Origin of the sequence: Streptomyces griseicoloratus (assembly GCF_014534645.1) — a bacterium.
GTDB lineage: Bacteria > Actinomycetota > Actinomycetes > Streptomycetales > Streptomycetaceae > Streptomyces > Streptomyces griseicoloratus.
Genome location: NZ_JACVQF010000217.1, coordinates 1 through 23271, shown reverse-complemented (window position 1 = coordinate 23271; position 23271 = coordinate 1). Strand labels below are relative to the sequence as shown.

Sequence of the window (23271 nt, the reverse complement as noted above, 5' to 3'; positions counted from 1 at the left end):
AAGCGATGCCACACACGGCGGAGTGGAAGGTTCCACTCCAGCTCTTCGGCCGGGCCGTGAACAACCTCGCACAACAGCTGCTGCACATCGCCGAGCGCGACATCGACGGCGTGGGCGCACCTCGCCGGAGCACCCGTCAGGCTGCCGGACGGCCCATGTGACCGACGGCGGTACACCGAATCGAGGAGGATCACTCATGACACACCCCGTACGACACAGCAGAGGTGGGCTCTCGACAGCCCTGCACGAGTTGGAGGATCTCCGTAACCGGATGGACCAGCTCATGCACGCGGCCTTTCCCGTCGGTGGTTACCCCGAGCTCGGTACGGCCGAGCCATGGGCGCCGCTGGCCGACGTCGTGGACAGCGAGGACGCCTACCTGGTGGAACTGGAGCTTCCCGGCGTGGACAAGGACCAGATCACCGTGGAGGTCGGTGAGGGTGAGCTCGACATCCACGGCGAGATCAAGGAGAAGGAACACACCGGGATGGTCCGCAGGCACACCCGCCGCATGGGGCAGTTCGACTACCGCACCACGCTGCCGCCGAACTCCGACACCGAGCACATCAGCGCGGACCTGACCAACGGAGTCCTTACGGTGCGTGTCCCGAAAACCGAGACCGGGAAGGCGCATCGCATCGAGATCACCGGCTGAGCCGGGGTGAGGCCGGCCGCCGGAATCCGTACCGGGTTCCGTAGGCGACCGCCTCCCCCTCACTGAGGGGCCGGCGGTTCCACCGCCGGCCCCTCGCGGCAACGGTGCCGCCCTCATGAGGTGCCGGTGGGGGAACGTCCGGCGTCGTCGGTCCGGTATGCGAGATGCTCGGAAACCGAGACCACGCCGTCGACGCTCCGGCACAGTCGCTCGATGACGGGGATCAGACTCCTGAATTCGACGGCGCCCCCGAGGTCGACCCGCCCGTCGCGCACCTCGACCGTCACCTCCGAAGGAGCCAGCCCCATCGTGCGCCGCAGCACGTCCTCGGTGATCTCGTCGCGGATGGCGTCGTCCCGGCGCAGGAAGATCCGCAGCAGGTCGCCACGGCTGACGATGCCCAGGAGCCGGTCGGTCTCATCCACGACAGGCAGCCGCTTGACGTGCTGGGCCTCCATCAGCCGGGCGGCCTCGACCACGCTCCACTCCGGACGTGCGCACACGGCGGGAGCCGACATCAGTTCCTCGGCGCGGGAGCCCTCGGCCTTGGCCCGCTCCCATGCCTCCAGGTGCGGCACGGGCACCCTGCCCGACGGGTCGGCCTGGTCAGCGCTCTTCCGCAGCAGGTCCGCCTCGGACACCACCCCCATGGGGCGGTCCAGGTCGTCCACCACGGGAACAGCGGTGACGTCGTTCTCCGCCAGCAGCCTGACGATCTCCTTGAACGGCAGGTCACGCCGCGCCTTGACGACGTCTCGGGTCATGAGTTCCGCGACCGTTCGGTGCTGCATGTTGCGTCTCCCGTCCGGGTTGTGACCGTTGACATCCGGCCGCCTCGTACCCGCCCTGCGGATACGGGCCCGTCGGCCCGTGCGGCGACGTGCCGTGCGTGGCACGTTGGATACAGCACCATTCTGAGGAGAGGGCGACGATCATGCGAGCTCACCTCGGCGACCAACTCGTCATCGAAAGCCCGGCGACGGGCGCCGCCAGGCGCGACGGCGAGATCGTCGGACTCCACCACGAGGACGGGACGCCTCCCTACGACGTGCGCTGGTCGGACACGGACGAAGTGACGCTGGTGTTCCCCGGGCCCGACGCACACATACGCCATGTCGGGCATGCAGAGCCCGGAACCGCTCCCGCCTCCTCCTGGCCAGACACGGGTGAGGCGGAGGCCGGGTCCGTGACCGCTCCGCCGGGGACTCCCACCCCCGGAGACATCGGCCGGCGCGTGGCCGCCGAACGCCGCAGGCAGGGGCTCAGCCGGGAGGAAACCGCCCGCCGCGCCCGCATGTCGCCCAGCTACCTCGCCTACCTTGAGGAACAGGCCGCCGATCCCAGCGTGGCGACTCTCATAAGGCTGGCCGACGCACTGGGCACCACCGCCGCAGCTCTGCGTGGCGGAGGGATGGACCTGCCACCGGGCCAGGGCCACGCGCTGCTGCATCCGCAGCTGCGGGACCTCGGCCCGGAGGAGTGCCGCAACCTCCTGTCCACACACGGCGTGGGGCGCATCGCGGTGACGGCGCCCGATGGCCGTCCAGCGGTCGTCCCGGTCAACTACGAGACCGTCGACGACGCGATCGTCTTCCGCACCGCGCCCGAGTCCGTGCCCGCGGCGGCCGTGGGGACGGAGGTGGCCTTCGAGGTCGACCAGGTGGACGAGGCCCTGAGCCAGGGCTGGAGTGTGCTCGCCGTCGGCCCCGCGAGCGTCGTCACGGACGCCGACGCCGTGCGCAGGCTCACCCAACGCGCCCACACCACGCCCTGGGCGGGCGGTGAACGCGAGATGTGGGTGTCGATCCGGCCCACCAGCCTCACGGGCCGCCGCATCACTCCGGCCGACCAGTAGGCGGTCACGGGCCTCCGAGGAGTGGCCCCGCCCGGCAGGTCGCCGCATCGTGAGGGGAGGCTCCGGTGAGCCTACAAGCACCATCCGACGCGCAGGTGACGGCCTTGGTCCACGACGCTGCCGCCGCCCCGTCGATGCATAATGCACAACCCTGGCGCTTCCGCTACTTCCGGCACAGCCGCACCTTCGAAATCCACGCCGACTTCGAGCGCACTATGCCCCACTCCGACCCCGACACCCGCGGCCTGCACATCGGCTGCGGTGCCGCCCTGCTGAATCTGAGGGTCGCCGTGGTCCACAGCGGCCGGCACCCGGAAGCACAACTGCTGCCGGACCCCACCGACCGGGCACTGCTCGCGACCGTACGGCTGGCCGGCTCCGCAACCGACGACAGCGACCTGGGCGCGCTGTATCCAGCGATCCATCAGCGGCACAGCTGCCGCTTCCCGTTCGAGGACAGGGAGATCCCCGATCCCGTCCGGGAGGCTCTCAGCGAGGCCGCCCGCGCCGAGGGAGCAGCACTGACGTTCCCGGCTTCATGGCATCTGAGGGAGGTGCTGGAACTGGTCCAGGAAGCCGAGGCACGCAACATCACCGACCGCGGCAGCGACCAGGACCTGGCGCACTGGACGCGTATCGACACTCCGGCAGTGGACACCGCGGACGACGGAGTCCCCCACTACGCCTTCGGGCCGCGCAGGCGCGGAGGCAAGGCCCCCATGCGCGACTTCGCGGGCTCCCGGACGGTGGCGGGCCGCGACGCAGCGGACTTCGAACGGAACCCTCAGCTGGCCCTGCTCAGTACGGACCACGACCGTCCGGAGGACTGGCTGCGCGCAGGCCAGGCCCTGGAACGCGTCCTGCTGTCCGCCACCCTTGAGGGCCTGTCCAGCTCCTTCGCCACCCAGCCCATCGAATGGACCGATCTGCGCTGGCCGCTGCGCGACCCGATGACCGGGACGGGCTGCACCCAGATGCTCCTGCGTCTGGGATACGGTCCCAGAGGTTCCAGGACACCGCGCCGCCCGGTGTCGGACGTACTCGACATCCAGCCCTGACGAGGATCACTGATCTCCCCCCCGGCGCCCTCGATCAGCTGACTGGCTGGCCGGTGAGCTGGGGCTGGACGTCCACGACTCCCTCCACGGCGCGCACGAGGCGCACGGCGACCGAGATGAGCGAGGTGTCCCGGATGTGTCCGCGGAGCGTGACGACGCCCTCGTGCACGTCCACGTGGATGGCATGGCTGAAGCCCGGGAAGAGGTAGGACACCACGGTGCGGCGGACCTCCTCCTCGATCTCCTCGTCGGAACGAAGGAAGACCTTCAGCAGGTCGGCACGGCTGACGATGCCCTGAAGCATGCCCACGTCGTCGACCACGGGAAGCCGCTTGACGCGCCGCACGGCCATGATCCTGGCCGCCTGTGCCAACGTGGCGTCGGGGTGGACGGTGATCGCCGGGGTGCTCATGAGCTCCCCCGCCGTCACCGCCCCGGCCTTGCCGATGTCTGACAGGCGCCTGCGCTGTTCGACGAGGCTCGGGTCGCTGTCGTGGAACTCCTCCTTCGGCAGCAGATCGGCTTCGGACACGACGCCGATGACGCGCCCTTCGCCCTCCAGCACCGGCATGGCGCTGACCTTCCACTGCTCCATGGTCCGGACGATCTCCTTGAAGGGCGCGTCGCGCCCCACAGCCACGACCGTCTGGGTCATCACGTCGCTCACCATGTGCGGGGTCTCAGGCACCTCGGGCCTCCTCGTCTCGCCTCGATCAGGGCACCTCGCCGGCACCGTGGGGCGCATACGGGTCGAGCAGCCGCATCAGAGGGGGACCCGGGCCGGCCCGCAACCACTGGAAACGGGCCACGACAAGCCCAGCAGACGCCCGGCACCGAGTGCTTCGACGACCGATGCGCGGCAGCCGGGCACGTGACCGTCGAGCGCGACGGAGCCTGTATGGCTGATCCAGAACCGGTCGGCTTTGCCACAATCGCCTTCCCCCTCGCCCTCCGGGCCCCATGACACCACAATCGCCGCAAATCAACACAGCGCAACCCGGGCAGAGGTCTCTTTGCCCGAGAGCCGGTGCATGGGTCGCGACGAGCCCTCAGCGGTGCGACGGTATTGACAGGAGGGGCTTGCGTCAGTGGCCGGGCAGGAAAGGCGGTAGCGACCATGGAACTCCCGCTGGTCGTGGGTGTCGACGGATCGGATTCCAGCCTGCAGGCCGTGGACTGGGCTGTGGACGAGGCGGCCCGCCTGGGGCTGCCGCTACGGCTCGTCCACGCCTCTTTGTGGGAACGGTACGAGGGAGGTCGCCCGTCCTTCAGCACAGACCGTCCGGCCGAAGAGATCATGGTCCAGCACATCGCCGCGTCCGCCGCGGAACGCGCCCGGTTGCGCAATCCGGAGGTGAAGGTATCGAGCGACGTACTGCCCGACGACGCCGTGTCCGCGCTGCTGCACGCGGCCCACGAATCCTTCGCCCTGGTCACGGGCTCCCGCGGCCGCGGCGAGATCGCCGGGATGCTGCTGGGATCAGTCAGCCTCACGGTGGCCGCCCGTGCCGTGTGCCCGGTCTTCGTGATCCGCGGCGGGGAGCGCAACCAGAAGGGCTCCTTCGGCCGGGTGGTGGTCGGCGTCGGCGACTCCACCGAGGGCTCGGCCGCCGTGCGGTTCGCCTTCCGCGAGGCTGAGGCCCGCGGCTGCGCCCTGACGGCCGTACGGGCCTGGCGCCGCCCGGCCCACGGGCACATGCAGGACCAGCCTCTGGTCGCGGTTGCCACCGAGGTGCACGAAGAACAGGCCTCGGACCGCCTCACCGATGCTCTGCGCGAGGCCGGGCAGGAGCATCCCGGCGTCGAAGTGCACCGGCGACCGGTCGAAGGTCCCGCCCACCACGTCCTGCTGGAGGAATCCGCCGATGCCGACCTGATCGTCATCGGCGCTCTGCGCCGGCACGGCCTCGGCGGTCTGCAACTCGGCAGTGCCGCCCACGCCCTGCTGCATCACTCCCGGTGCCCGGTCGCCGTCATCCCCCAGCGGGCCTGAGATACGCATGTCCGAGTGGACGTGGGTGTGGGAGGGCTACGACCCCAATGCGGAGCGATTGCGCGAATCGCTCTGCACGCTCGGCAACGGATACTTCGCCACACGCGGCGCGGTGCCCGAGTCCCGGGCGGGCCTGGTGCACTACCCGGGAACCTACGCCGCCGGATGCTTCAACCGCCTGGAATCGACCGTGGCGGGACGGCAGGTGGTGAACGAGGACCTGGTCAACCTCCCGAACTGGCTGCTCCTTCGGTTTCGTCTGCGCCTCGGCGAGGGCGCATGGGGCCCGTGGTTCTCCCCGGACACGCACGCCCTCCTGGACTACCGGCACACCCTCGACCTGCGCCGCGCCACGCTCACCCGCGCGTTCCGCCACCGGGACGACTCCACCGGGGTGCTCGGCGTGGAGCAGACCCGCCTGGTGCATATGGACGACCCCCATCTGGCTGCGCTCCGGACGGTCTTCACCGCCGAGGACTGGTCGGGAGAGATGGAGATCGAGTCCTGTCTCGACGGTGAGGTGATCAACGGAAACGTGCACCGGTACCGCGCCCTCAACAGGAGCCACGTGACCCATATGCGGACCGGTGCCGAGAAGCCCCACACGGTGTGGCTGAGCTGCCGGACCAGCGCCTCGGACATCAGCGTCGCCATGGCCGCCCGGACGGTCGTCACCGGTCGCACGCCGTCCTCGTCGGCGCTTCGCCCGGCCCGCCGTCGCGCCGTCCACCGCCTGGTGGTCCCGATCGCTCCTGGCCGACCCGTCGGCGTGGAGAAGACCGTGGCGCTGCACACCTCACGCGACACGGCGATCAGCGACCCGTTGGGGGCAGCCGTTGACCGGGTGGCCACGGCGGCGGACTTCTCGGCCCTGCTGCACTCCCACGGTGCGGCGTGGGAGAGATTGTGGCGGCGCGCGGATCTCCAGGTGCCCGGCCGGGCCGGCCGAGTCCTGCGCTTCCACCTCTTCCACCTCCTGCAGACGCTGTCACCGCACACCGGGGACCTGGACGTGGGAGTGCCGGCGCGGGGTCTGCACGGTGAGGCGTACCGGGGCCATGTCTTCTGGGACGAGCTGTTCGTCCTGCCGTACCTCAACCTGCACTTCCCGGAAATCTCCCGGGCGCTGCTGGACTACCGGTACCGGCGCCTCCCACGGGCCAGCCAGGCCGCCGCAGCGGCCGGCCGGGCCGGGGCGATGTACCCGTGGCAGAGCGGCAGCGACGGTCGCGACGAGACGCAGGAGTGGCATCTCAACCCCCACTCGGGGCGCTGGCGGCCGGACCATTCGAGGCTCCAGCATCACGTGGGCTCCGCGATCGCCTACAACGTGTGGCAGTACGGCGAGGCCACCGGTGACATGGAGTACCTGTACACCAGAGGTGCGGAGATGCTGATGCAGATCGCCCGGTTCTGGGCGGACCTCGCGGTCTTCGACACGGGCATGGGCCGCTACCGCATCCGCGGCGTCGTGGGCCCTGACGAGTACCACGACGGCTACCCGGATGCCGCCCTCCCCGGACTGGATGACAACGCGTACACCAACGTCACCACCGCCTGGGTCCTCACCCGTGCCCTGGAGCTCGTGCGGCGCCTTCCCGTATGGCGAAGGGAGGAACTGTCCGACCGGGTCCAGCTGGACGGAGACGAGCTGCCCAAGTGGGAGGAGGTCTCCCGGCGGCTGCGGGTGCCGTTTCACCAGGGGGTCATCAGCCAGTTCGAGGGCTACGACGACCTCGCCGAGCTGGACTGGGACGCCTACCGGGCGCGGTACGACAGCATCCGGCGACTGGACCGGGTCCTTGAGGCCGAGGGTGACACGGTCAACCGCTACAAGGCGTCGAAGCAGGCCGATGTCCTCATGCTCGGCTACCTGTTCTCGCCCGCCGAACTACGGGACCTGTTCCGGCGTCTCGGGTACGCGCTGGACGACGAGGTCTGGCGCAGGACTGTGGACTACTACCTCCAGCGCACCAGCCACGGCTCCACCCTCAGCGGGCTCGTCCACGGCCTGGTCCTCGCCAGGGTGAGACGGGTTGAGGCGTGGAGTTACGTCCACGAGGCCCTGGAGGCGGACATCGCGGACATCCAGGGGGGCACGACCGGCGAAGGCATCCACCTCGGGGCCATGGCCGGGACCCTCGACCTGGTCCAGCGCGGCCTGACGGGACTTCAGGCCCGTGAGGACGCCCTCTGGCTGGACCCGGTGCCTCTGCCGGCGCTTTCCGAGTACGGATTCTCGCTGCGCTACCGCGGTCACTGGGGTCTCGGCGTACGGCGCCGGAGCGGGCAGGTGCAGATCCGTGTCCCCGACTCGGAGGCGTCACCGATCCGCGTGATGCTGGCCGACCGGGCCGTCACCATCGCGCCAGGAGAGACCTGCACGCTGGTGCTGCCGACCGGTTGATCCGATGTTGATGCGACCCGGCCGGCGGCGATTCGGCCCCGCGACGGTGCTGCCGTCAGCCTACGCTCCGAGAACGGGGGTTCGGCTTGAGAAAGAAGAGCAGGTCCGTGGGAGACACGCATGGAATGGTTGGTCTCGCTGGTGGGCGCGGGCCTCGTCATGGTCACCCTGCGGGACCTGTTCCACACCCTGTGGCACCCGACCCGCCACGGCGGCCTGAGCCGCCTCGTCATGACGGCGCTGTGGCGACTGGCCCGGCGCTTCCGTCCCCGCAGGCGGGCAGTGGGGCTGGTGGGTCCGCTCGCCATGGTGACGGTGGTGGGCATGTGGGCCGGCACCGTCATCCTCGGCTGGGCCATCGTCTACTGGCCCCACATGCCCGGAGCGTTCACGTTCTCTCCCGGCTCCAGGGCGGCGCAGGAGCCGGCGCTGCTCGACTCCGTGTACCTGTCGCTCGTCACGGTGGCCACGCTGGGCCTGGGGGACATCTCGCCCGGCGAGGGCTGGCTCCGCCTGGTCTCGCCGCTGGAGGCCCTGATCGGCTTCGCCCTCCTGACCGCCACGGTCTCCTGGGTACTGCAGATCTTCCCGGCTCTGACCCGCAGAAGGGTCCTGGCCATCCGCCTGGCGCTGCTGCGCGACGCGGACCCGACGACGCAGCAGATCGACTGCACGGCAGGGGCCCTCCTGCTGGACAGCCTGGCCACCGAGGTCGTTCGTGTCCGTATCGACTTCACTCAGTACGCAGAGGCCTACTACTTCCATGACGGTGGGGACCACTCGTCGCTCGCGGCCACGGTCGGCTACGCCGCTGCTCTCGCCGAGCGCGGGCAGACAGCGGGCCGGCCGGACGTACGCCTGGCCGGCGATCTGCTCGCGGGCGCGCTACAAGACCTCGCGGCCATCCTGGACCAGCGCTTTCTCCGCACGGGTGGCGCACAGGCGGACATCTTCGCGGCCTATGCCGCCGACCACGGGCGAACCTCGTGAACCGGCGTGAGGGCAGCCGGACTCGCGACTCGGACATGGGCGGCCCCCGAGGCGCGGTACCCACGACGGGTCCGTCGGGCCTGTCGTCGGACGAAGCGGCGCGGCGACTGGAGCTCCACGGGCCGAACGAGATCCCCTCGGAGCCGCGGATCCCGGTGTGGCGGCGGGTCGTGCAGCAGCTGCGCGACCCGCTGATCCTCGTCCTGCTCGTGGCTGCTGCCCTGACCATTGGTACCGGCGATCTCTCCGATGCCGCCGTGATCCTGTTCGTGATCATCGTGAACACGGTGGTCGGCGTCGTACAGGAAGTACGGGCGGAACAGGCGGTGCGGGCCCTGTCCGCTATGAGCGCCCCGGCGGCCAGGGTGGTGCGCGACGGCGAGGAGCGCTCCGTCCCCGCTGCCGAGGTGGTCCCTGGTGACCTCGTCCTGCTGGCCGAGGGAGACATCGTGCCCGCGGACGCGGACGTGCTGGCCGCGGCGATGCTGCTGGCGGACGAGTCCTCGCTGACAGGTGAGTCCGTACCGGTGGAGAAGGCCCCCGGCGGTGACGAAGCGCGTGGGACGGTGTCGGCGGGCACGATCGTCGTCCGAGGCCACGGACGTGTCGTGGTCACCGCCACCGGTGCCGACAGCGCGCTCGGCCGTATCGCGGCACTGATGGGCGCCGCGCCCGGCCTGACTCCGCTCCAGCACCGGCTGGCGAGGTTCGGGCGGACACTGGCCGGAGTCATCGTGGCGCTGTGCGCGGTGGTGCTCGCTCTCGGGCTCGTGCGCGGACAGCCCGTGGAGCTGATGATCGTCGCGGCGATCAGCCTCGCCGTCGCCGCTGTTCCGGAGTCCCTTCCCGCGGTGGTGACACTCGCCTTGGCCCTGGGAGCACGGCGGATGGCCGACCGGCATGCCGTCGTCCGGCGGCTGCCGGCGGTGGAGACGCTGGGCTCCGTGACCGTGATCGCCACCGACAAGACCGGCACCCTGACCGAGGGCCGGATGGTGGCCGAGCAGCTGTGGACGCCACGCGGAGAGGCAGTGATCGTTGGTACGGGCTATGACCCCGAGGGCCGGGTGGTGCGCGATGGCGAGACGGTGACCGCGGACGACGCACCCGACCTGGCAGCCCTGCTGCGCGCAGCCATGCTGTGCAACGACGCGGCACTGGAACCTCCCTCGGACGGATCCACGCAATGGGGTGCACTGGGCGACCCCACAGAGTCCGCTCTGCTCGTGGGCGGGGCGCGGCTCGGGCTCGACCGGGCGGCACTGGACCGAGAGCTCCCGCGGTCGGACGAGATTCCGTTCGACAGCGACCGCAAACGCATGACGACCGTGCACCGCCGGCCGCAGGGCGGGGTCCTGGTCGCGTGCAAAGGTGCGCCGGAGTCGGTGCTCCGGCCGGAGATTCTGGGCGACGCCCCCGACACTGTTGCCCGGGCAGCCGAACGGGCGGAGCTCCTGGCACGCCGTGGATACCGGGTGCTCGCCGTCGCCTCGGCCGACCATGACGACCCGGTGCAGCGGCCCCCGACACAGGAGTCGGGCCTGTCACTCCTCGGGCTCGTCGGCATCGTGGACCCGCCTCGTATCGCATCCGAGGCGACCATCGCCGCCTGCAGACGGGCCGGCATCGTCCCCGTACTCATCACCGGCGACCACCCGCTCACCGCCCGGGCCATCGCCGAACGTCTCGGTATCGCGTCGCACGACGAGGAAGTCACCACCGGCGGACACATCCGGGAAGGTACCGCGGGCGACCTGACAGACGTACGGGTCTACGCCCGGACCACGCCCGAGCAGAAACTGGACATCGTCCAGGCATGGCGCGGGGCGGGGCACGTGGTGGCGATGACGGGGGACGGTGTCAACGACGGCCCCGCCCTGCGGCAGGCGGACATCGGTGTCGCCATGGGCCGACGTGGCACCGAGGTCGCACGTCAGGCCGCCGATCTCGTGCTCGCCGACGACAACCCGGCCACGATCGTGTCCGCTGTCGAGGAGGGACGCCGCGTCTACGCGAACGTGCGCCGATTCCTGCTCTACGGCCTCGCCGGCGGCACCGCGGAGATCCTCGTCATGCTCCTCGGTCCGTTCCTGGGGATGCCGCTGCCGCTGTTGCCCGCGCAGATCCTGTGGATCAACCTGCTCACCCACGGCCTGCCCGGTGTCGCCCTGGGCGCGGAACCCGTCGCGCCGGACGCGATGCGCCATCCGCCCCGGCCTCCGGAGGAGAGCGTGCTGGGCGCCGGCCTGTGGCCGCGGATCCTGCTCATGGGGGTCTTCGTCGCCACGGTGACCCTGGCCGTCGGCGTCTGGGCCCGGGAGACCGGACGGCCCTGGCAGTCCATGGTGTTCCTGATCCTCGGTGCCACCCAGCTCGGCGTGGCGCTCGGCTCCCGGGCCCGCCCCGGCAGCCTGGCCAACCCCTTCCTGCTGGTCGCCGTCGGCGCGGCACTGGGTCTCCAGGCAGCCGGCGTCTACCTGCCGCCCCTGCAGGAACTGCTGGGCACCGACCCACTCCCGCCCACCGACCTGGCCATCGCCTGTGCGGTGTCCGGTCTCGGCCATCTCGTCATGCGCCTCCAGGCCCGGCTGAAGCCGGAACGCCCACCCCGCGGGGGCCCACCGAAGCCGGCCCAGGAGCGTTGAGCCCGTCGTACGCACGGGAGACGCGGAAGCCCCACCCGCCGACCGCCTTGTGACCTTCACGAGAGGGTGAGGCCGGCCCGCGCTGAGCGAAGGTGCTGGTCGCGGCTTACAGGGCCGACCGGGCCGTGCACGAGGACCGGTCGGCCCATGCGCCTCATGGCTCGGAAGGGTGACCCTGGACACGGAGAAGAAGGAGGAGCCAGAGATGAGCAGCACGATCGAGCGGCTCTCCGGTCGGCCCGCACTGCCCGACCTGCCCGGCCCGTCCGACTGGGCGGAGGCGGGATTCCCCGTACTGGACGCCATTCCTGCGACGCACGGCGTCCACGTCGAAGAACGTCTGGCGGACGGGCGGTACGTGCTGCAGGCCGAGCTTCCGGGGATCGACGCCGAGGACATTGAGATCATCGTTGCGGGAGGGCGCCTGACCATCCGTGCCGTGCGCGGCGGTGAGCGGCAGGGCCGCGCGGAATTCTCGTACGGCCACTTCACTCCGCTGCCGCCGGGGGCAATGAGCGACGAGGCGACGGCTGGGTACAAGCATGGTGTCCTGACCATCACGATGCCGGTGCTGGAGCCGAAGCCGGGCAAGAGGACGACGCCGGTGAGGGAGCCTCTGAGCGTAGGTGCGCATTGAACCGCACCACCGTGCGCGGCCGATCAATCCGCGGCTGCGCGCTCTTGTCTCTGCGCGGCCCTCTGGCCCGTACGACCGGAACTCTGACCACCCTGTCCGATGCCGTCACGGCGCGCTCACGCGCACGGCCGTGACCTTGTACTCGGGGCAGGACGTGACGGTGTCGCCGTGGTCGGAGGTGAGGCGGTTCACCCCGTTCGAGGGGAAGTGGAAGGAGCAGAAGACCTGGCCAGGGGCGGTCTGCTCACTGATCCGGGCGACGAGCCGAGCTTGGCCGTGCCGACTCTCCACGGTGAGCCGCGCGCCGTCTCGGACGCCGTACCGGAGGGCGTCGTCGGGGTGGAGGTCGAGAAAGTCGACCGGGTCGAGTGCGAGGTTGCCGCCCCGACGGGTCATGCTGCCGGAGTTGTAGTGGGCCCAGCGCCGCCCGGTGACCAGGACCAGCGGGTAGGCGTCGTCGGGTTGTTCACCGGGTGGGAGGTAGGGGGCTGCAGTGAGGTGGGCCCGGCCGTCCGGGGTGGCGAACCGCTCCTCGTAGAGCTTGGCCTTCCCCGGACGGCCGGGGTCCGGGCAGGGCCACGGCACGGCCCCCTCCCGGTCCAGCCGGTCGTGGGAGAGCCCCGCGAAGACGGGCGCGACCTGCCCGCATTCGGCCAGGGTATCGGCCGGAGTGGGGCAGCCCAGGTCGGTTCCCATCGCGTCGGCGAGGGCGTGCACGACGTCGAAGTCGCTGCGTGCCTCGCCCGGCGGGGGCACGGCGGGGCGGACTCGCTGGAAGCGGCGGTCGAAGTTGACGAAGGTGCCGTCCTTCTCCAGCCAGGACGTGACGGGGAGGACGACGTCGGCGTGGCGGGCGGTCTCGGAGAGGAACAGTTCGTTGCACACGACGAGTGGGCATGCGTCCAGGGCCGCGGCCACCCGGTCGCTGTCGGGGTCGGTGGCGCAGACGTCTTCGCCGATGACCCACAGTGCCCGCAGACCGCCTGCGCGTGCGGCGGCGAACATCTCCGGGATGCGCAGGCCCGGGCGCCCTGGAACCGGTACGCCCCAGACCGCTTCGGCGCGGGCTCGTGCGGTCGGGTCGGTGACCTTGCCGTAGCCGGGCAGGAGGTCGGGCAGAGCACCCATGTCGGAGGCGCCCTGGACGTTGTTCTGGCCGCGCAGCGGGTTGACGCCGTACCCGCGGTCGGTGCCGACGGCGCCGCGCAGGATGGCGAGATTGGCCAGCGAACGCACCCCGTCGGTGCCGTGCAGGTGCTCGGTGACGCCCAGGCCGTAGACGATCGCGGGCTGTCGGGCGCGGCCGTACAGGCGGGCAGCGGCGACAAGGTCCTCGGCGGGTACCCCGGTGATCTCCGCGACTCGGTGGGGCGGGTAGTCGTCCAGCAGTGCGATGAGTTCCGGCAGGCCGGTTGCCCGCTCGCGCAGGAAGTTCTCGTCGGCCAGTCCTTCCGCGAGCAGGAGGTGGGCGAGCCCGTGGAAGAGTGCGACGTTGGTGCCGGGCCGGGGCCGCAGGTGTACGTCGGCGTGCAGGGCGAGGCCCACGGCGCGGGGGTCGGCGACGACCAGCCTGGCTCCGCGCAGCACGCGCTGGAGGAGGCGTGCGCCGACCACCGGGTGGGCTTCGACGGGGTTGGCGCCGACCACGAGCACGCAGTCGGACCGCTCGACGTCGTCGAAGCAGTCGGTGCCGCCGGAGAGTCCGAAGGAGGCGGTCAGTCCTGCGGCGGAGGGGGAGTGGCAGAGGCGGGAGCAGTTGTCGACGTTGTTGGTGCCGATTGCGGTCCGCATGAACTTCTGGACGAGGTAGTTCTCCTCGTTGGTGGCGCGAGCCGAGGAGATCGCCGCCACGGCGTCCGCGCCGCCGTCTGCGACAGCCGCGCGAAGCCCTCGGGCCACATGGCCGAGCGCTTCCTCCCAGCTGACGGGCTCCAGGCCACCGTCGCGCCGGAGCAGGGGCCGGGTGAGCCTCTCGGGCGATGTCAGGTAGCCGTGGGCGAAGCGGCCTTTGACGCAGGCGTGGCCGCGGTTGACCGGGCCGTCCCGGGCGGGCAGTACAGCCGTGACCTCGCCGCCTGCGGTGACGACGTCCAGGGCGCAGCCGACGCCGCAGTATCCGCACGTCGTACGGATCGCGGCCGGCCGGTGGGCAGAGGTGAGCCCGTGCCCGGGACCGGGCTGGGCGATCGCACCGGTGGGGCAGGTGTCGACGCAGCCGCCGCAGGCCACGCAGTCCGACTCGGCCCACGGGCCCCCGGTACCAGGGGCGACCACGGTGTCGGCGCCCCGGCCGACCAGGGTCAGGGCGAAGGTGCCCTGCACCTCGGCGCACATGCGCACGCACCGCCCGCAGGCGATGCACAGGTCCGGGTCGAGGTGCACATACGGGTGTGAGTCGTCCGCGCCGCGGCCTTCGGTGCCCTGTGCCGTCTCGGGGCTGATGTCCAACGACCGGCAGACCCGAGCGAGTTCGCTGGGGTTGTCCTCGGTGAGCGCGCGGGAAGGCAGGGCGGAGGCGATGAGCTGCACGGCGTCCCGGCGCAGCTGCCGGAGGTCTTCCGTGGCGACTTCGACGCGGACGCCGGACGAGGCCGGAGTCACGCAGGCCGCCACGACCTGTCCGTCGGCGCGCACGAGACACGTACGGCAGGAGCCGGCCGGGCTGAGCCGTTCGTCCGAGCAGAGCGCGGGCAGCTCGCCGCCGGCCGCCCGCACCGCCGAGAGCAGCGAGGCTCCCTCGGGAACGGTGACCCCGATTCCATCGACCTCGATTCCTGTCATGGTTCCCATCCCGCGAGTCGGTCCCCGTAGGCGCGGGCGAGGCTGTGCACCGCGGGCGGGATCCGCCGTCCGAAGGCGCACAGGCTCGCCTCGGCCAGGACACGGGCGAGCCGCCCCCATTCACGTCCGGGCGGGGTGTTCGCGGAGGCCAGCTCCAGGCCGCGGCGCGAGCCCACACGGCAGGGAGAGCAGGCGCCGCAGCTCTCTGCCGCCGCGAACTGCCAGATGTGCCGAAGCACCTCCTCCGGTGCGACGTGCTGGTCGAAGGCGACCAGCCCGGCATGGCCCAGGGCGGCGCCCCGGGCCGCGAGGCTGGCGGTCGTCAGGGGCACATCCAGCGTGTCCGGACCGAGGAATCCGCCCAGCGGTCCGCCGATCTGCACCGCGGCCAGCTCGCTGCCGTCCTTCAGGCCACCGCCCAGCTCGGTGACGACCCTCAGTAGCGGGGTGCCCAGTTCCACCTCGTACGCCCCCGGCCGGGCGAACCGCTCCGACAGGCACACCAGCTTCGTCCCGGTCTCGCCCCGAGCCCCGCGCCGGGCGTACGCCTCTCCGCCGCGGGCGATGATCCACGGGACGGATGCCAGGGTCTCGACGTTGTTCACCACCGTCGGCGCGTCCCACAGGCCGCGCTGGGTCGGGTAGGGCGGGCGCGGCCGGGCGCAGCCCCGGTCCCCTTCCAGGCTCGCGATCAGTGCGGTCTCCTCACCCGCGACGTACGATCCGGCGCCCTCCACCACTTCGACGTCCAGGCTCGTGGCCGTGCCGTGCACAGACGTACCGAAGTGACCGTCTGCGTACGCCTGGGTGACCGCCTCCCGCATCCGCGCCAGCGCACGCGGATACTCCGAGCGCACCAGCACCACACTGCGTCGTGCGCCGCAGGCGAAGCTCGCCAGAGCGAGGCCCTCCAGCACACGCTCCGGTTCCGCCTCCATCAACAGCCGGTCGGCGTAGGAGCCGGGATCGCCCTCGTCGCCGTTGGCCACGACCACGGTGCCAGGCTCCCTGCCGACCGCTTCCCACTTCGCGGCCACCAGGAACCCCGCGCCGCCACGCCCCCGCAGCCCGGATGCGGCCACCTGACGTCGGACCTCGTCAGGAGTGCCGGTCGTCACCACCTGCGGCCACACCTGCCATGAAGGCTCGCCGGCCACCACTCCTCCCAGCAGCACAGGGTCGCCGGTGTCGTCGGCCGCCGGAATCCCGGGCGCCCGTGGAGACTCGCGACCTGCGAGCTGGCCGGCCAGCGAGGGTCCGGCGCAGGGCGTGTCACCGTCGAGCGCGGCGGGACCCGCGTAGCAGTACCCCAGACAGCGGACGGTCTGCAGCGAGGTCTCTCCATCGGCCGACACCGTGCCCGCGGAGACGCCCAACTCGTCCTCCGCCTCGGTGAGATGCTGTCCGGCTCGGGCGGCGAAGCACGCCGTCGCCGCGCAGACCCGGACGTGACGACGGCCGTGCGGGGCGGCGAGATCCGCATAATACCCGGCTGGTCCCAGCGCGGCGGCAGCGGGCAGACCCATGCCGGCGGCGACTTCCGGAGCCCAGTTCCCAGGGGTGTCCGCCGTTCCCGCCCGGACGTCGGCCAGCGCCTCGATCAGCCGGCCTCCCGGCCGCCCGCGCCGGTCGGCCAGCGCCCGGAACGCGTCGAATCGGCCCGCAGAACCCACCGGAACCATGACTTCATCGTGGAGTCGCCGACCGAGGCCCGCAATCCGGGCGCCGGCACTCATCCCGGCTCCCCACCCCTGGCGGGAGCCCCGCGCCGGAACAGGTAGCCGACCGGAGTGTCGAAGACGTGGACGAGCAAGGTGGATGGCTGATTGCGCCGGGCAACATCACCCGGAGTGGCGGGCGCGTCGACCGGATGAGGGGGCGGCTACGCACGAGCATCGTGAGATGAATCGACAATCCGCCGAGCGGCCGGGGAAACCCGCCCTTTGAGCACGGAGGAGGCCCCTTGAGTCGCGCCCCGACGCCGCAGACCGGCGGGAGGGCGGCAACCGCTCAGTCGCGGCGGATGCTCGCCCTGGCCACGGCCGGATTCATGCTCTGTTTCTGGGCTTGGGCGCTGCTCGCGCCGCTCGGGCCGACGCTCCGTGAGGACATGGATCTCACCTCGTTCCAGCAGTCCCTCGCGGTGGCGGTACCCGTGATCGTCGGCTCGCTCGGCCGGATCCCCGTGGGTGCCCTCACCGACCGCTTCGGGGCGCGCCGGATGTTTCCTCTCGTCGCCGCCCTCACCATCCTGCCGGTTCTCTACCTCGGCCACCTGGCCGATTCCCTGCCCGAAGTACTGGCCGGCGGCTTCTTCCTCGGTCTGGGCGGTACGACCTTCGCGATCGGCGTGCCTTTCGTCAACGCCTGGTATCCGCCCGAGCGGCGGGGACTGGCGCTGGGAATCTTCGGCATCGGCACCGGCGGCACGGCACTGTCGTCCTTCACCACCGTCCAACTGGCCGACGCCGTCAGGTACGCGTTCCCCTTCGAACTGGTCGCAGCGCTTCTGTTCGGCTACGCCGTGGTGGCACATCTCCTCCTGCGTGACAACCCCGACCGCGCCGTACCGCCCGGATCACTGCTCGCGCGCACCAGGGCGACCCTGCGCATGCCCGCCACCGCGCAGCTGGCTTTCCTTTATGCTGTGGCCTTCGGCGGGTTCGTTGCCTTCAGCGTCTACCTGCCCGCCTATCTCACCACCGCCCACGACCTCGGACGGTCCGACGCCGCGCTGCGCACCGCCGGCTTCGTCGTCCTCGCCGTCGCCATGCGACCGGTGGGCGGATGGCTCTCCGACCGGTTGCACCCCGTGTCCGTGCTCGTGGTTGCTTACACCACGGTCGCGGCTTTCGCTCTCCTCGCCGCCTTCGAGCTGTCGCTGATCCCGATCGGAACCCTCGCCTTCCTCGGCATGGCGGCCGGCCTGGGCGCAGGGTCGGGCGCCGTGTTCGCACTCGTCGCGCGTCTTGTGCCTCCCGATCGCGTTGGCTCGGTCACCGGAGTCGTCGGGGCCGCCGGAGGCCTGGGCGGCTTCTTCCCGCCCCTGGTCATGGGCGCCGTTTACGGCGCCACGGACGACTACACATGGGGATACGTGTTGCTGGCGGTCACTGCCGGTGCTGCCGCGACATTCACGACCACGGCGGTACGGCGCGAAGCCGGGCGGGCATCGAGCACACCGTAGGCTGCCGCGCTGGGGGCAGAGTGCTGGTCTTCCGCGCGGAGACTTGGCTGCCACAGGCGACGTGCCGGAATGCTGCTGGCTGGATGGGCGCAGAGAGCGTCGACATGGGACCGTGCTCCTGACAGCCCACTGGTAGCTGCTCGGCACCTGGGCGCGGCTATGCATGAGTATCGCGCACTATGATGCAGCGGCTCGGCGAGGCGTAGGCGATCTTCAGTGGAGCATCCCGGGTGAACTGAAGCAGGGGGAGTGCAGCGAAGGCGATGGCGATCGGTCGGACACGATTGCTACCAAACTATCGGCCGAAGTGCGGGGCTATGAGGATGATCCTCGGCGCCGAGTTGCTTGGCGGACAGCACCGGCAACACGCCGACTGCGCCGTCACCGATCACCGTTAGGGTCCTGCGTGGGTTGTCCTGTGCCTGCTCGGTGGCGTGGTAGCCGATGCTGTACGTCAGACTGCGTCGGCAGGGAGAGCAGCAGCTCGGAGTCCTCGTCGACAGGCAGTTGGACCAGCGTGCCCTGGGCCTGCGGGCGCCGCCGGGGCTCACCCCTGTCCCTTGACCGGGCGCACGCTCGGGCGCAGCTCCGCGTACCGCCAGGTCGCAGTGGCGGCCACCGCAGCCAGCACCACGACCACGCCCGACGGCTCGGTCAGCGGCAGCACAGCCGCCGTCGGCAGCCAGGCGAGCATCAGACACAGGGCGGCCAGGCCGAACCGGCTCCATACCCGGCGGAGATACGGCCGAAGAGCAGCAGCCCGGAGAAATATGGGGGCTCCGCCGCACAGGTCGCCAGCATCGGGTGCCCGCCGGAAGTCGCCGACGTGTGCTGCAGGGATTTCCCGAACCGTCTGGCCTACAGTTCCTGCGCAGCTTCCTATGTGATCTTCACAAATTCCGAAGACTCTCGGCGAAATAATCCGGGTCCGGCTCGCCGTTGATGATCACTCCGAAGAAGAGGGGAAGGTGTCGGGCCTGAAGCTGTTCCACACGACGGAAATTGGCGTGACCGAGGTGGTGCCGCGACTAGCTGAGGTCGAGGCGGCTGTGCAGGGCCTCGTCGAGGCACACATGGAGACCGTGTTGGGTGTGAAATTCCTGGCGAGCGAGTACAGCACGGGGCCGGTTCACGGAGGCCGGGTCGACTCGCTCGGCCTCGATGAGAACGGGTCCCCGGTTATCGTCGAGTACAAGCGGGGCGTCGACTCGGGCGTGATCAACCAGGGCCTATTCTATCTCAGCTGGCTGATGGATCACCGGGCGGAGTTCGAGCACCTGGTCCGCGACCGGCTCGGGGTCACGGTCGCGGCCCAGGTGCTGTGGAGCAGCCCGAGGCTGATCTGCATCGCCGGCGACTTCACTCGCTTTGACATGCATGCCGTGCGCGAGCATCGGCGCAGCATCGACCTCGTCCGCTACCGACTTTTCGGCAAGGACCTGCTCGGTCTTGAGACCGTGGCCTCGGTCAGCGGCCGATCGCCGGTGGTCCGACGCGTTCGACGGCAGGTGGCCGTTCCTGGCGGCGGCCAGAGCGTGGCCCTGGTCGAGCTGGCGCAGGCGGTTGACGAGACGCTGCTGGGGCTGGGCGACGGCGTGAACTGTGTTCAGCACAAGACTTATCGGGCCTACCAGCGCCTTCGGAACTTCGCCTGCGTATGTCCGCCTCAGAGGACCAAGCTCCTGGTCTATCTGAAGGCCGACCCGAAGCAGATGGACCTCGTCCCCGGGTTCACCCGGGATGTGACGGGCCTCGGCCACCACGGCACGGGCGACCTGGAGGTACAGCTGCGAACAGAGCGGGACCTGGACCGTGCCCAGCGCCTGTTCCGCCTCAGCTACGCCGCGGCGTAAGGGGGGCGGTGAAACGGTGTGCGGTTGTCGTTGTGTGGCGCGGGTTCCTTTCGTCGTATGTGGACGGGGGGGGAAGTGGCGGCGGACCGCCAATGATGCCGTGGCTCGCCGGTTTGGCTAACCGGCGAGCCACGGCAGTCCCCGCGCCCGCCATGGCGTGTTCACTTGGATTTCGACGCTGACGGCTGCTCCAATGCATCTGAAGGTCAGGGAGCACCCGGCCGCGCGATATGCCGCCCCCGTTCCGGCAGATCGCCCCAGGCGGTCAGAAAGCTCTCCCTTACGTTCTGCCAAACGCAGTTGAGCCGACGATGCCATGTCGCACGGCGGCCGGGATGGCGCGAAAGACTTCACATGGCTATCTGCACCCCTGCCCTTCGGAACGCCCTGAAAGACCGGCAGCGCTGCACCGGTGAGTCCTGGCAGGACCTGTGCGCGCACCTTGTGCCGGCCATTCTGTCGCCGGTCCACCCTGACCAGGTTGAACTGGAAGCGGCCGTGCTTTTGAGGGCCGCCGGCATCGGTGGTCTGTCCTGCCATCCGCTGGGTATTCGTGCGGTGAGGCCAGAGCCGCACCGGTTGACCATTCGCCGCTTGGCGAACCGTGAGTAGCCGCTTGGTGGAGTCAAAGGCTCCTGCCCACCCAAGACGCCGACTGTGCACCCGCAGATGCAGTGAACGGGATTCCTGGGCTGCGCTACGAAGCGGCGGCACACAAGGTGCGCCTGTTCCGGCCCGGTCGTCGAGCTGAGGTGGTCCTGACCGGAGTGCGTCCGCGCTGGTGGCAGCGGTACTCGGAGGCGCGGGTCAAACAAGACCCTGACGGTGCTTTGTTCACCGCCTCGGACTGGCAGCCGGCCGAACGCCTCGCGCCCCCCTTCGTCGGCGAGGCTGCTGTCGGCTCCGCACTTCTGTGCAGCATCCGGGCGACCGCAGGCCCCGGACCGTGTAATGGCACGGACGTCTGGCGTGCCACTATCGGCGAGGGAGGAAGCTGGGAGGTGGAAATGACTGATGGGCCCGCTTGCGCGATTTGCTGCCGTTGCTTACCGAGCCGTTGGCCGCAGCGCCCTGGCGCGTCGAGCGCCACTCGTGTCATTGCGGCACACCAGGTGGCGATTGCTCGACGTACTTGGACACGCCTGAAGGAGACCGTGTCCACCTGAGGCAGGCACGCTGGGGTCGAGTCCAGGACGACGAACGGGCGCGTTCTTACCGCGGGCCTGGAATGATGAGGTCACAGCGGAATGTCGCCGATGCATTGCTGGTAGCGCGTCGTCAGTCCGCGACGGCGCCGGGGGCGTCCGTGCGGTGCCGGTCCTGCTTGCGGAGTGAGCTCGTTGGCCGGGGGCCTGCTGACGGAGGCCGGTACCGGGGGGAGGTTCTCGATGTCGGCGAGCAGCGACGTCGGCGTGTGGGGGATGCGGTGAGGTCCAGGGGGCTGTTCGATGCCGGGGCCTGCTCAGATGGTTCAGGTGACGAGGGTGCTGTGCGGCTTGTGGGCGGCGAAGGCCACGAACTGGACGCCGGTGTCCTCGGTCGGATTTGTCCAGCGGATCCAGCGTCCGTCGATCGCGTGTCGCCATCCGGCGCCTGTGAGGCGCTTCGTGGCGGCGGTTACGGTCTTTTCGTCGATGGGTCTGCCGGTGGGTGTACCCCAGCCGTCGCCTTCGGCGAGGTGATCCAGCAGGGTCTGCAGCACAGGGGCTGGGTGGGCCCGGTCGCGGTCAGGTGCCACATTCGTCCGACACGGGAGTCTCGTACGCGGCCACAGTCCAGGCGGTCTCGCGGGGTTCGGTTTCGTGTACACGTTCGATACGCAGAGTCTGTGACTCGTGGTCGCGTGGGTAGTGTCGTCTGACCACGCCCTCCACTTCTCCCAGTCGCCGTGAGCGGCCAGGAAGCGGTCAAGGACGACGTCGTGGTTGCCAACGCCGACGACGTAGGAACGGGACAGTTTCGGTTTCCACGGCAGGTGGTTGTGGGCCTGCGGCCTGTGTGCCGATCGGGGTGCGAGCGGCTGCCGCCTCGTGTTCTGCGGGGGTGGCTAGTGCTGGGCCCGGGCGCATGGTGTCGCCGTGGAGGCGCTCGAAGGACGCCAGGGCTTGCGCGGGCGAGTCGAAGGTGTCGGCGACCTGCCGCACGTGGTTATTGCCGTGGAGGTAGACGCTGCTGCCGCTGTCGCGATACGTGCCGATCGTTACCACGGTGCCGGCGTCGTCGGCGTGGGCGTGGATGACCAGTCGCCCGTGACCGATGCCGTCGGAGATCTTCTGGGCTTCGTCGGGGAGGTAAGGCTTGAGCGGCCTTTTCGGCCCAGTAACTGGCCCTAACAAAAGCGGGTTGATCATGTGACTGTCGGCTTGGTCGCTCGTTGATGGGGGCATGGGGAAGCGTCAGTCGCGGCCATGGATCGTGTCGGACGAACTGTGGTCGCTGATCGAGCCGTTGCTGCCCGAACCGGCACCGAAGCAGGTTGAGGGACGGCCGCGGCTGCCCGACCGTCAGGCCTTGTGCGGCATCCTGTTCGTCCTGCACACGGGTATCCAGTGGGAGTACCTGCCCCAGGAGCTCGGCTTCGGATCGGGCATGACGTGCTGGCGGCGCCTGGCGGCCTGGAACGAGGCCGGCGTCTGGGACCAGCTGCACCAGCTGCTGCTGAACAAGCTGCGGTCGAAGAACCAGCTGGACTGGTCCCGGGCGGTGATCGACTCCTCCCACGTCCGGGCCGCACGCAGGGGCCCAAAAGCGGACCCAGCCCGGTCGACCGCGCACGACCGGGCAGCAAGCACCACATCATCACCGACGGTCAGGGCATCCCGCTCGCGGTGTCGCTGACCGGCGGAAACCGCAACGACGTCACCCAGCTCCTGCCCCTGCTCGACAAGATTCCAGCGGTCGCGGGAGTCGTCGGCCGGCCACGACGCCGCCCGGACATGCTCTTCGCCGACCGCGGCTACGACCATGACAAGTACCGCCGGCTCCTTCGCGAGCGGGGCATCCGACCGGTGATCGCCGAACGTGGCCAGCCGCACGGCACCGGCCTGGGCACCTTCCGCTGGGTCGTCGAGCGGACGATCTCCTGGCTGCACGGCTTCCGCCGCCTGCGCATCCGCTGGGAAAGACGCGACGACATCCACGAGGCCTTCCTCGGCCTCGCCGTCTGCCTGATCACCTACCGCCACGTCCAGAGGCTTTGTTAGGGCCAGT

General features: G+C 70.3%; 19 protein-coding genes and 1 pseudogene. 14 read left to right on the top strand and 6 right to left on the bottom strand.

Going from position 1 to position 23271, the window contains the following annotated elements:
• The first annotated feature begins 5 nt into the window (after positions 1-5).
• Together H0H10_RS26650 and H0H10_RS26645 are read left to right on the top strand one after the other, a co-directional pair.
• Positions 6-161 carry a hypothetical protein gene (locus tag H0H10_RS26650; protein ID WP_188183669.1) on the top strand — a complete coding sequence of 52 codons (156 nt, stop codon included), beginning with the start codon at positions 6-8 and terminating at the stop codon, positions 159-161.
• A 35-nt stretch (positions 162-196) separates the two neighbouring features.
• Positions 197-655, top strand: a complete 459-nt coding sequence (locus H0H10_RS26645; RefSeq protein ID WP_188183668.1) for an Hsp20/alpha crystallin family protein — start codon at positions 197-199, stop codon at positions 653-655.
• 113 nt (positions 656-768) lie between these two features.
• On the opposite strand, the gene H0H10_RS26640 is transcribed toward H0H10_RS26645, so the two are convergent.
• On the bottom strand, positions 769-1446 hold the full coding sequence (locus H0H10_RS26640; protein ID WP_188183667.1) for a CBS domain-containing protein: 678 nt from the start codon (positions 1444-1446) through the stop codon (positions 769-771).
• Between the two features lie 143 nt (positions 1447-1589).
• On the opposite strand from H0H10_RS26640, the gene H0H10_RS26635 reads away from it, so the two are divergent.
• The gene (locus H0H10_RS26635) at positions 1590-2510 is read left to right on the top strand and encodes a pyridoxamine 5'-phosphate oxidase family protein (protein WP_188183666.1); all 921 of its coding nucleotides are present in this window, start codon (positions 1590-1592) and stop codon (positions 2508-2510) included.
• Between the two features lie 65 nt (positions 2511-2575).
• On the top strand, positions 2576-3568 hold the full coding sequence (locus tag H0H10_RS26630; RefSeq protein WP_444875696.1) for an Acg family FMN-binding oxidoreductase: 993 nt from the start codon (positions 2576-2578) through the stop codon (positions 3566-3568).
• Positions 3569-3602: 34 nt separating this feature from the next.
• Here the strand turns inward: H0H10_RS26630 and H0H10_RS26625 are convergent, their stop codons facing one another.
• A complete protein-coding gene (locus H0H10_RS26625) occupies positions 3603-4256 on the bottom strand; it encodes a CBS domain-containing protein (protein ID WP_188183664.1) in 654 nt (217 codons plus the stop codon).
• A gap of 429 nt (positions 4257-4685) precedes the next feature.
• Between H0H10_RS26625 and H0H10_RS26620 the strand changes: the two genes are divergently transcribed.
• The 5 genes from H0H10_RS26620 (at position 4686) to H0H10_RS26600 (ending at position 12240) form a co-directional block, all read left to right on the top strand.
• Positions 4686-5561, top strand: a complete 876-nt coding sequence (locus H0H10_RS26620) for a universal stress protein (protein ID WP_188183663.1) — start codon at positions 4686-4688, stop codon at positions 5559-5561.
• Positions 5562-5568: 7 nt separating this feature from the next.
• Complete coding sequence (locus tag H0H10_RS26615) at positions 5569-7968, top strand: glycoside hydrolase family 65 protein (RefSeq protein ID WP_188183662.1); 2400 nt, start codon at positions 5569-5571, stop codon at positions 7966-7968.
• Positions 7969-8088: 120 nt separating this feature from the next.
• Positions 8089-8958: a potassium channel family protein gene (locus tag H0H10_RS26610; protein WP_188183661.1), complete on the top strand. Its 870-nt coding sequence runs from the start codon at positions 8089-8091 to the stop codon at positions 8956-8958.
• A gap of 35 nt (positions 8959-8993) precedes the next feature.
• Entirely contained in the window at positions 8994-11603 is a 2610-nt protein-coding gene (locus H0H10_RS26605; protein ID WP_188183660.1) for a cation-translocating P-type ATPase, read from the top strand.
• Between the two features lie 205 nt (positions 11604-11808).
• Positions 11809-12240, top strand: coding sequence for an Hsp20/alpha crystallin family protein (locus tag H0H10_RS26600; RefSeq protein WP_188183659.1), 432 nt, complete (start codon positions 11809-11811; stop codon positions 12238-12240).
• 105 nt (positions 12241-12345) lie between these two features.
• Here H0H10_RS26600 and fdhF read toward each other — a convergent pair whose 3' ends face one another.
• Together fdhF and H0H10_RS26590 are read right to left on the bottom strand one after the other, a co-directional pair.
• Complete coding sequence (gene fdhF, locus H0H10_RS26595) at positions 12346-15021, bottom strand: formate dehydrogenase subunit alpha (protein WP_223180470.1); 2676 nt, start codon at positions 15019-15021, stop codon at positions 12346-12348.
• A complete protein-coding gene (locus tag H0H10_RS26590; protein ID WP_188183657.1) occupies positions 15018-16703 on the bottom strand; it encodes an NAD(P)H-dependent oxidoreductase subunit E in 1686 nt (561 codons plus the stop codon). The genes fdhF and H0H10_RS26590 overlap by 4 nt, the downstream gene beginning before the upstream one ends.
• Before the next feature lie 341 nt (positions 16704-17044).
• Here H0H10_RS26590 and H0H10_RS26585 point away from each other — a divergent pair, with 341 nt between their 5' ends.
• Positions 17045-18208 carry an MFS transporter gene (locus H0H10_RS26585; RefSeq protein WP_188183656.1) on the top strand — a complete coding sequence of 388 codons (1164 nt, stop codon included), beginning with the start codon at positions 17045-17047 and terminating at the stop codon, positions 18206-18208.
• Positions 18209-18755: 547 nt separating this feature from the next.
• Here the strand turns inward: H0H10_RS26585 and H0H10_RS26580 are convergent.
• Positions 18756-18902 (bottom strand): hypothetical protein, encoded by a 147-nt coding sequence (locus H0H10_RS26580; protein ID WP_188183655.1) that lies wholly within the window; start codon positions 18900-18902, stop codon positions 18756-18758.
• Positions 18903-19176: 274 nt separating this feature from the next.
• Here H0H10_RS26580 and H0H10_RS26575 point away from each other — a divergent pair, with 274 nt between their 5' ends.
• Together H0H10_RS26575 and H0H10_RS26570 are read left to right on the top strand one after the other, a co-directional pair.
• The gene (locus tag H0H10_RS26575) at positions 19177-20061 is read left to right on the top strand and encodes a DUF5655 domain-containing protein (RefSeq protein ID WP_188183654.1); all 885 of its coding nucleotides are present in this window, start codon (positions 19177-19179) and stop codon (positions 20059-20061) included.
• A gap of 354 nt (positions 20062-20415) precedes the next feature.
• Entirely contained in the window at positions 20416-20673 is a 258-nt protein-coding gene (locus tag H0H10_RS26570; RefSeq protein WP_188183653.1) for a hypothetical protein, read from the top strand.
• Positions 20674-21532: 859 nt separating this feature from the next.
• On the opposite strand, the gene H0H10_RS26565 is transcribed toward H0H10_RS26570, so the two are convergent.
• Entirely contained in the window at positions 21533-21763 is a 231-nt protein-coding gene (locus tag H0H10_RS26565; RefSeq protein WP_188183652.1) for a hypothetical protein, read from the bottom strand.
• A 376-nt stretch (positions 21764-22139) separates the two neighbouring features.
• Between H0H10_RS26565 and H0H10_RS40235 the strand changes: the two genes are divergently transcribed.
• Together H0H10_RS40235 and H0H10_RS26555 are read left to right on the top strand one after the other, a co-directional pair.
• Positions 22140-22394 (top strand): hypothetical protein, encoded by a 255-nt coding sequence (locus H0H10_RS40235; protein WP_223180469.1) that lies wholly within the window; start codon positions 22140-22142, stop codon positions 22392-22394.
• Between the two features lie 52 nt (positions 22395-22446).
• Positions 22447-23264 (top strand): annotated as a pseudogene (locus H0H10_RS26555) (IS5 family transposase).
• Positions 23265-23271: the final 7 nt, after the last annotated feature.

Excerpts from the sequence above, each read along its gene's own strand:
- H0H10_RS26600 (WP_188183659.1), top strand. The coding sequence starts at position 11,809 with ATGAGCAGCACGATCGAGCGGCTCTCCGGTCGGCCCGCACTGCCCGAC.
- H0H10_RS26620 (WP_188183663.1), top strand. The coding sequence starts at position 4,686 with ATGGAACTCCCGCTGGTCGTGGGTGTCGACGGATCGGATTCCAGCCTG.
- H0H10_RS26615 (WP_188183662.1), top strand. The coding sequence starts at position 5,569 with ATGTCCGAGTGGACGTGGGTGTGGGAGGGCTACGACCCCAATGCGGAG.
- H0H10_RS26650 (WP_188183669.1), top strand. The coding sequence starts at position 6 with ATGCCACACACGGCGGAGTGGAAGGTTCCACTCCAGCTCTTCGGCCGG.
- H0H10_RS26570 (WP_188183653.1), top strand. The coding sequence starts at position 20,416 with ATGGCTATCTGCACCCCTGCCCTTCGGAACGCCCTGAAAGACCGGCAG.
- fdhF (WP_223180470.1), bottom strand. The coding sequence starts at position 15,021 with ATGACAGGAATCGAGGTCGATGGAATCGGGGTCACCGTTCCCGAGGGA.
- H0H10_RS26605 (WP_188183660.1), top strand. The coding sequence starts at position 8,994 with ATGGGCGGCCCCCGAGGCGCGGTACCCACGACGGGTCCGTCGGGCCTG.
- H0H10_RS26640 (WP_188183667.1), bottom strand. The coding sequence starts at position 1,446 with ATGCAGCACCGAACGGTCGCGGAACTCATGACCCGAGACGTCGTCAAG.
- H0H10_RS26645 (WP_188183668.1), top strand. The coding sequence starts at position 197 with ATGACACACCCCGTACGACACAGCAGAGGTGGGCTCTCGACAGCCCTG.
- H0H10_RS26580 (WP_188183655.1), bottom strand. The coding sequence starts at position 18,902 with ATGCTCGCCTGGCTGCCGACGGCGGCTGTGCTGCCGCTGACCGAGCCG.
- H0H10_RS26610 (WP_188183661.1), top strand. The coding sequence starts at position 8,089 with ATGGAATGGTTGGTCTCGCTGGTGGGCGCGGGCCTCGTCATGGTCACC.
- H0H10_RS26635 (WP_188183666.1), top strand. The coding sequence starts at position 1,590 with ATGCGAGCTCACCTCGGCGACCAACTCGTCATCGAAAGCCCGGCGACG.
- H0H10_RS26585 (WP_188183656.1), top strand. The coding sequence starts at position 17,045 with ATGCTCGCCCTGGCCACGGCCGGATTCATGCTCTGTTTCTGGGCTTGG.
- H0H10_RS26590 (WP_188183657.1), bottom strand. The coding sequence starts at position 16,703 with ATGGTTCCGGTGGGTTCTGCGGGCCGATTCGACGCGTTCCGGGCGCTG.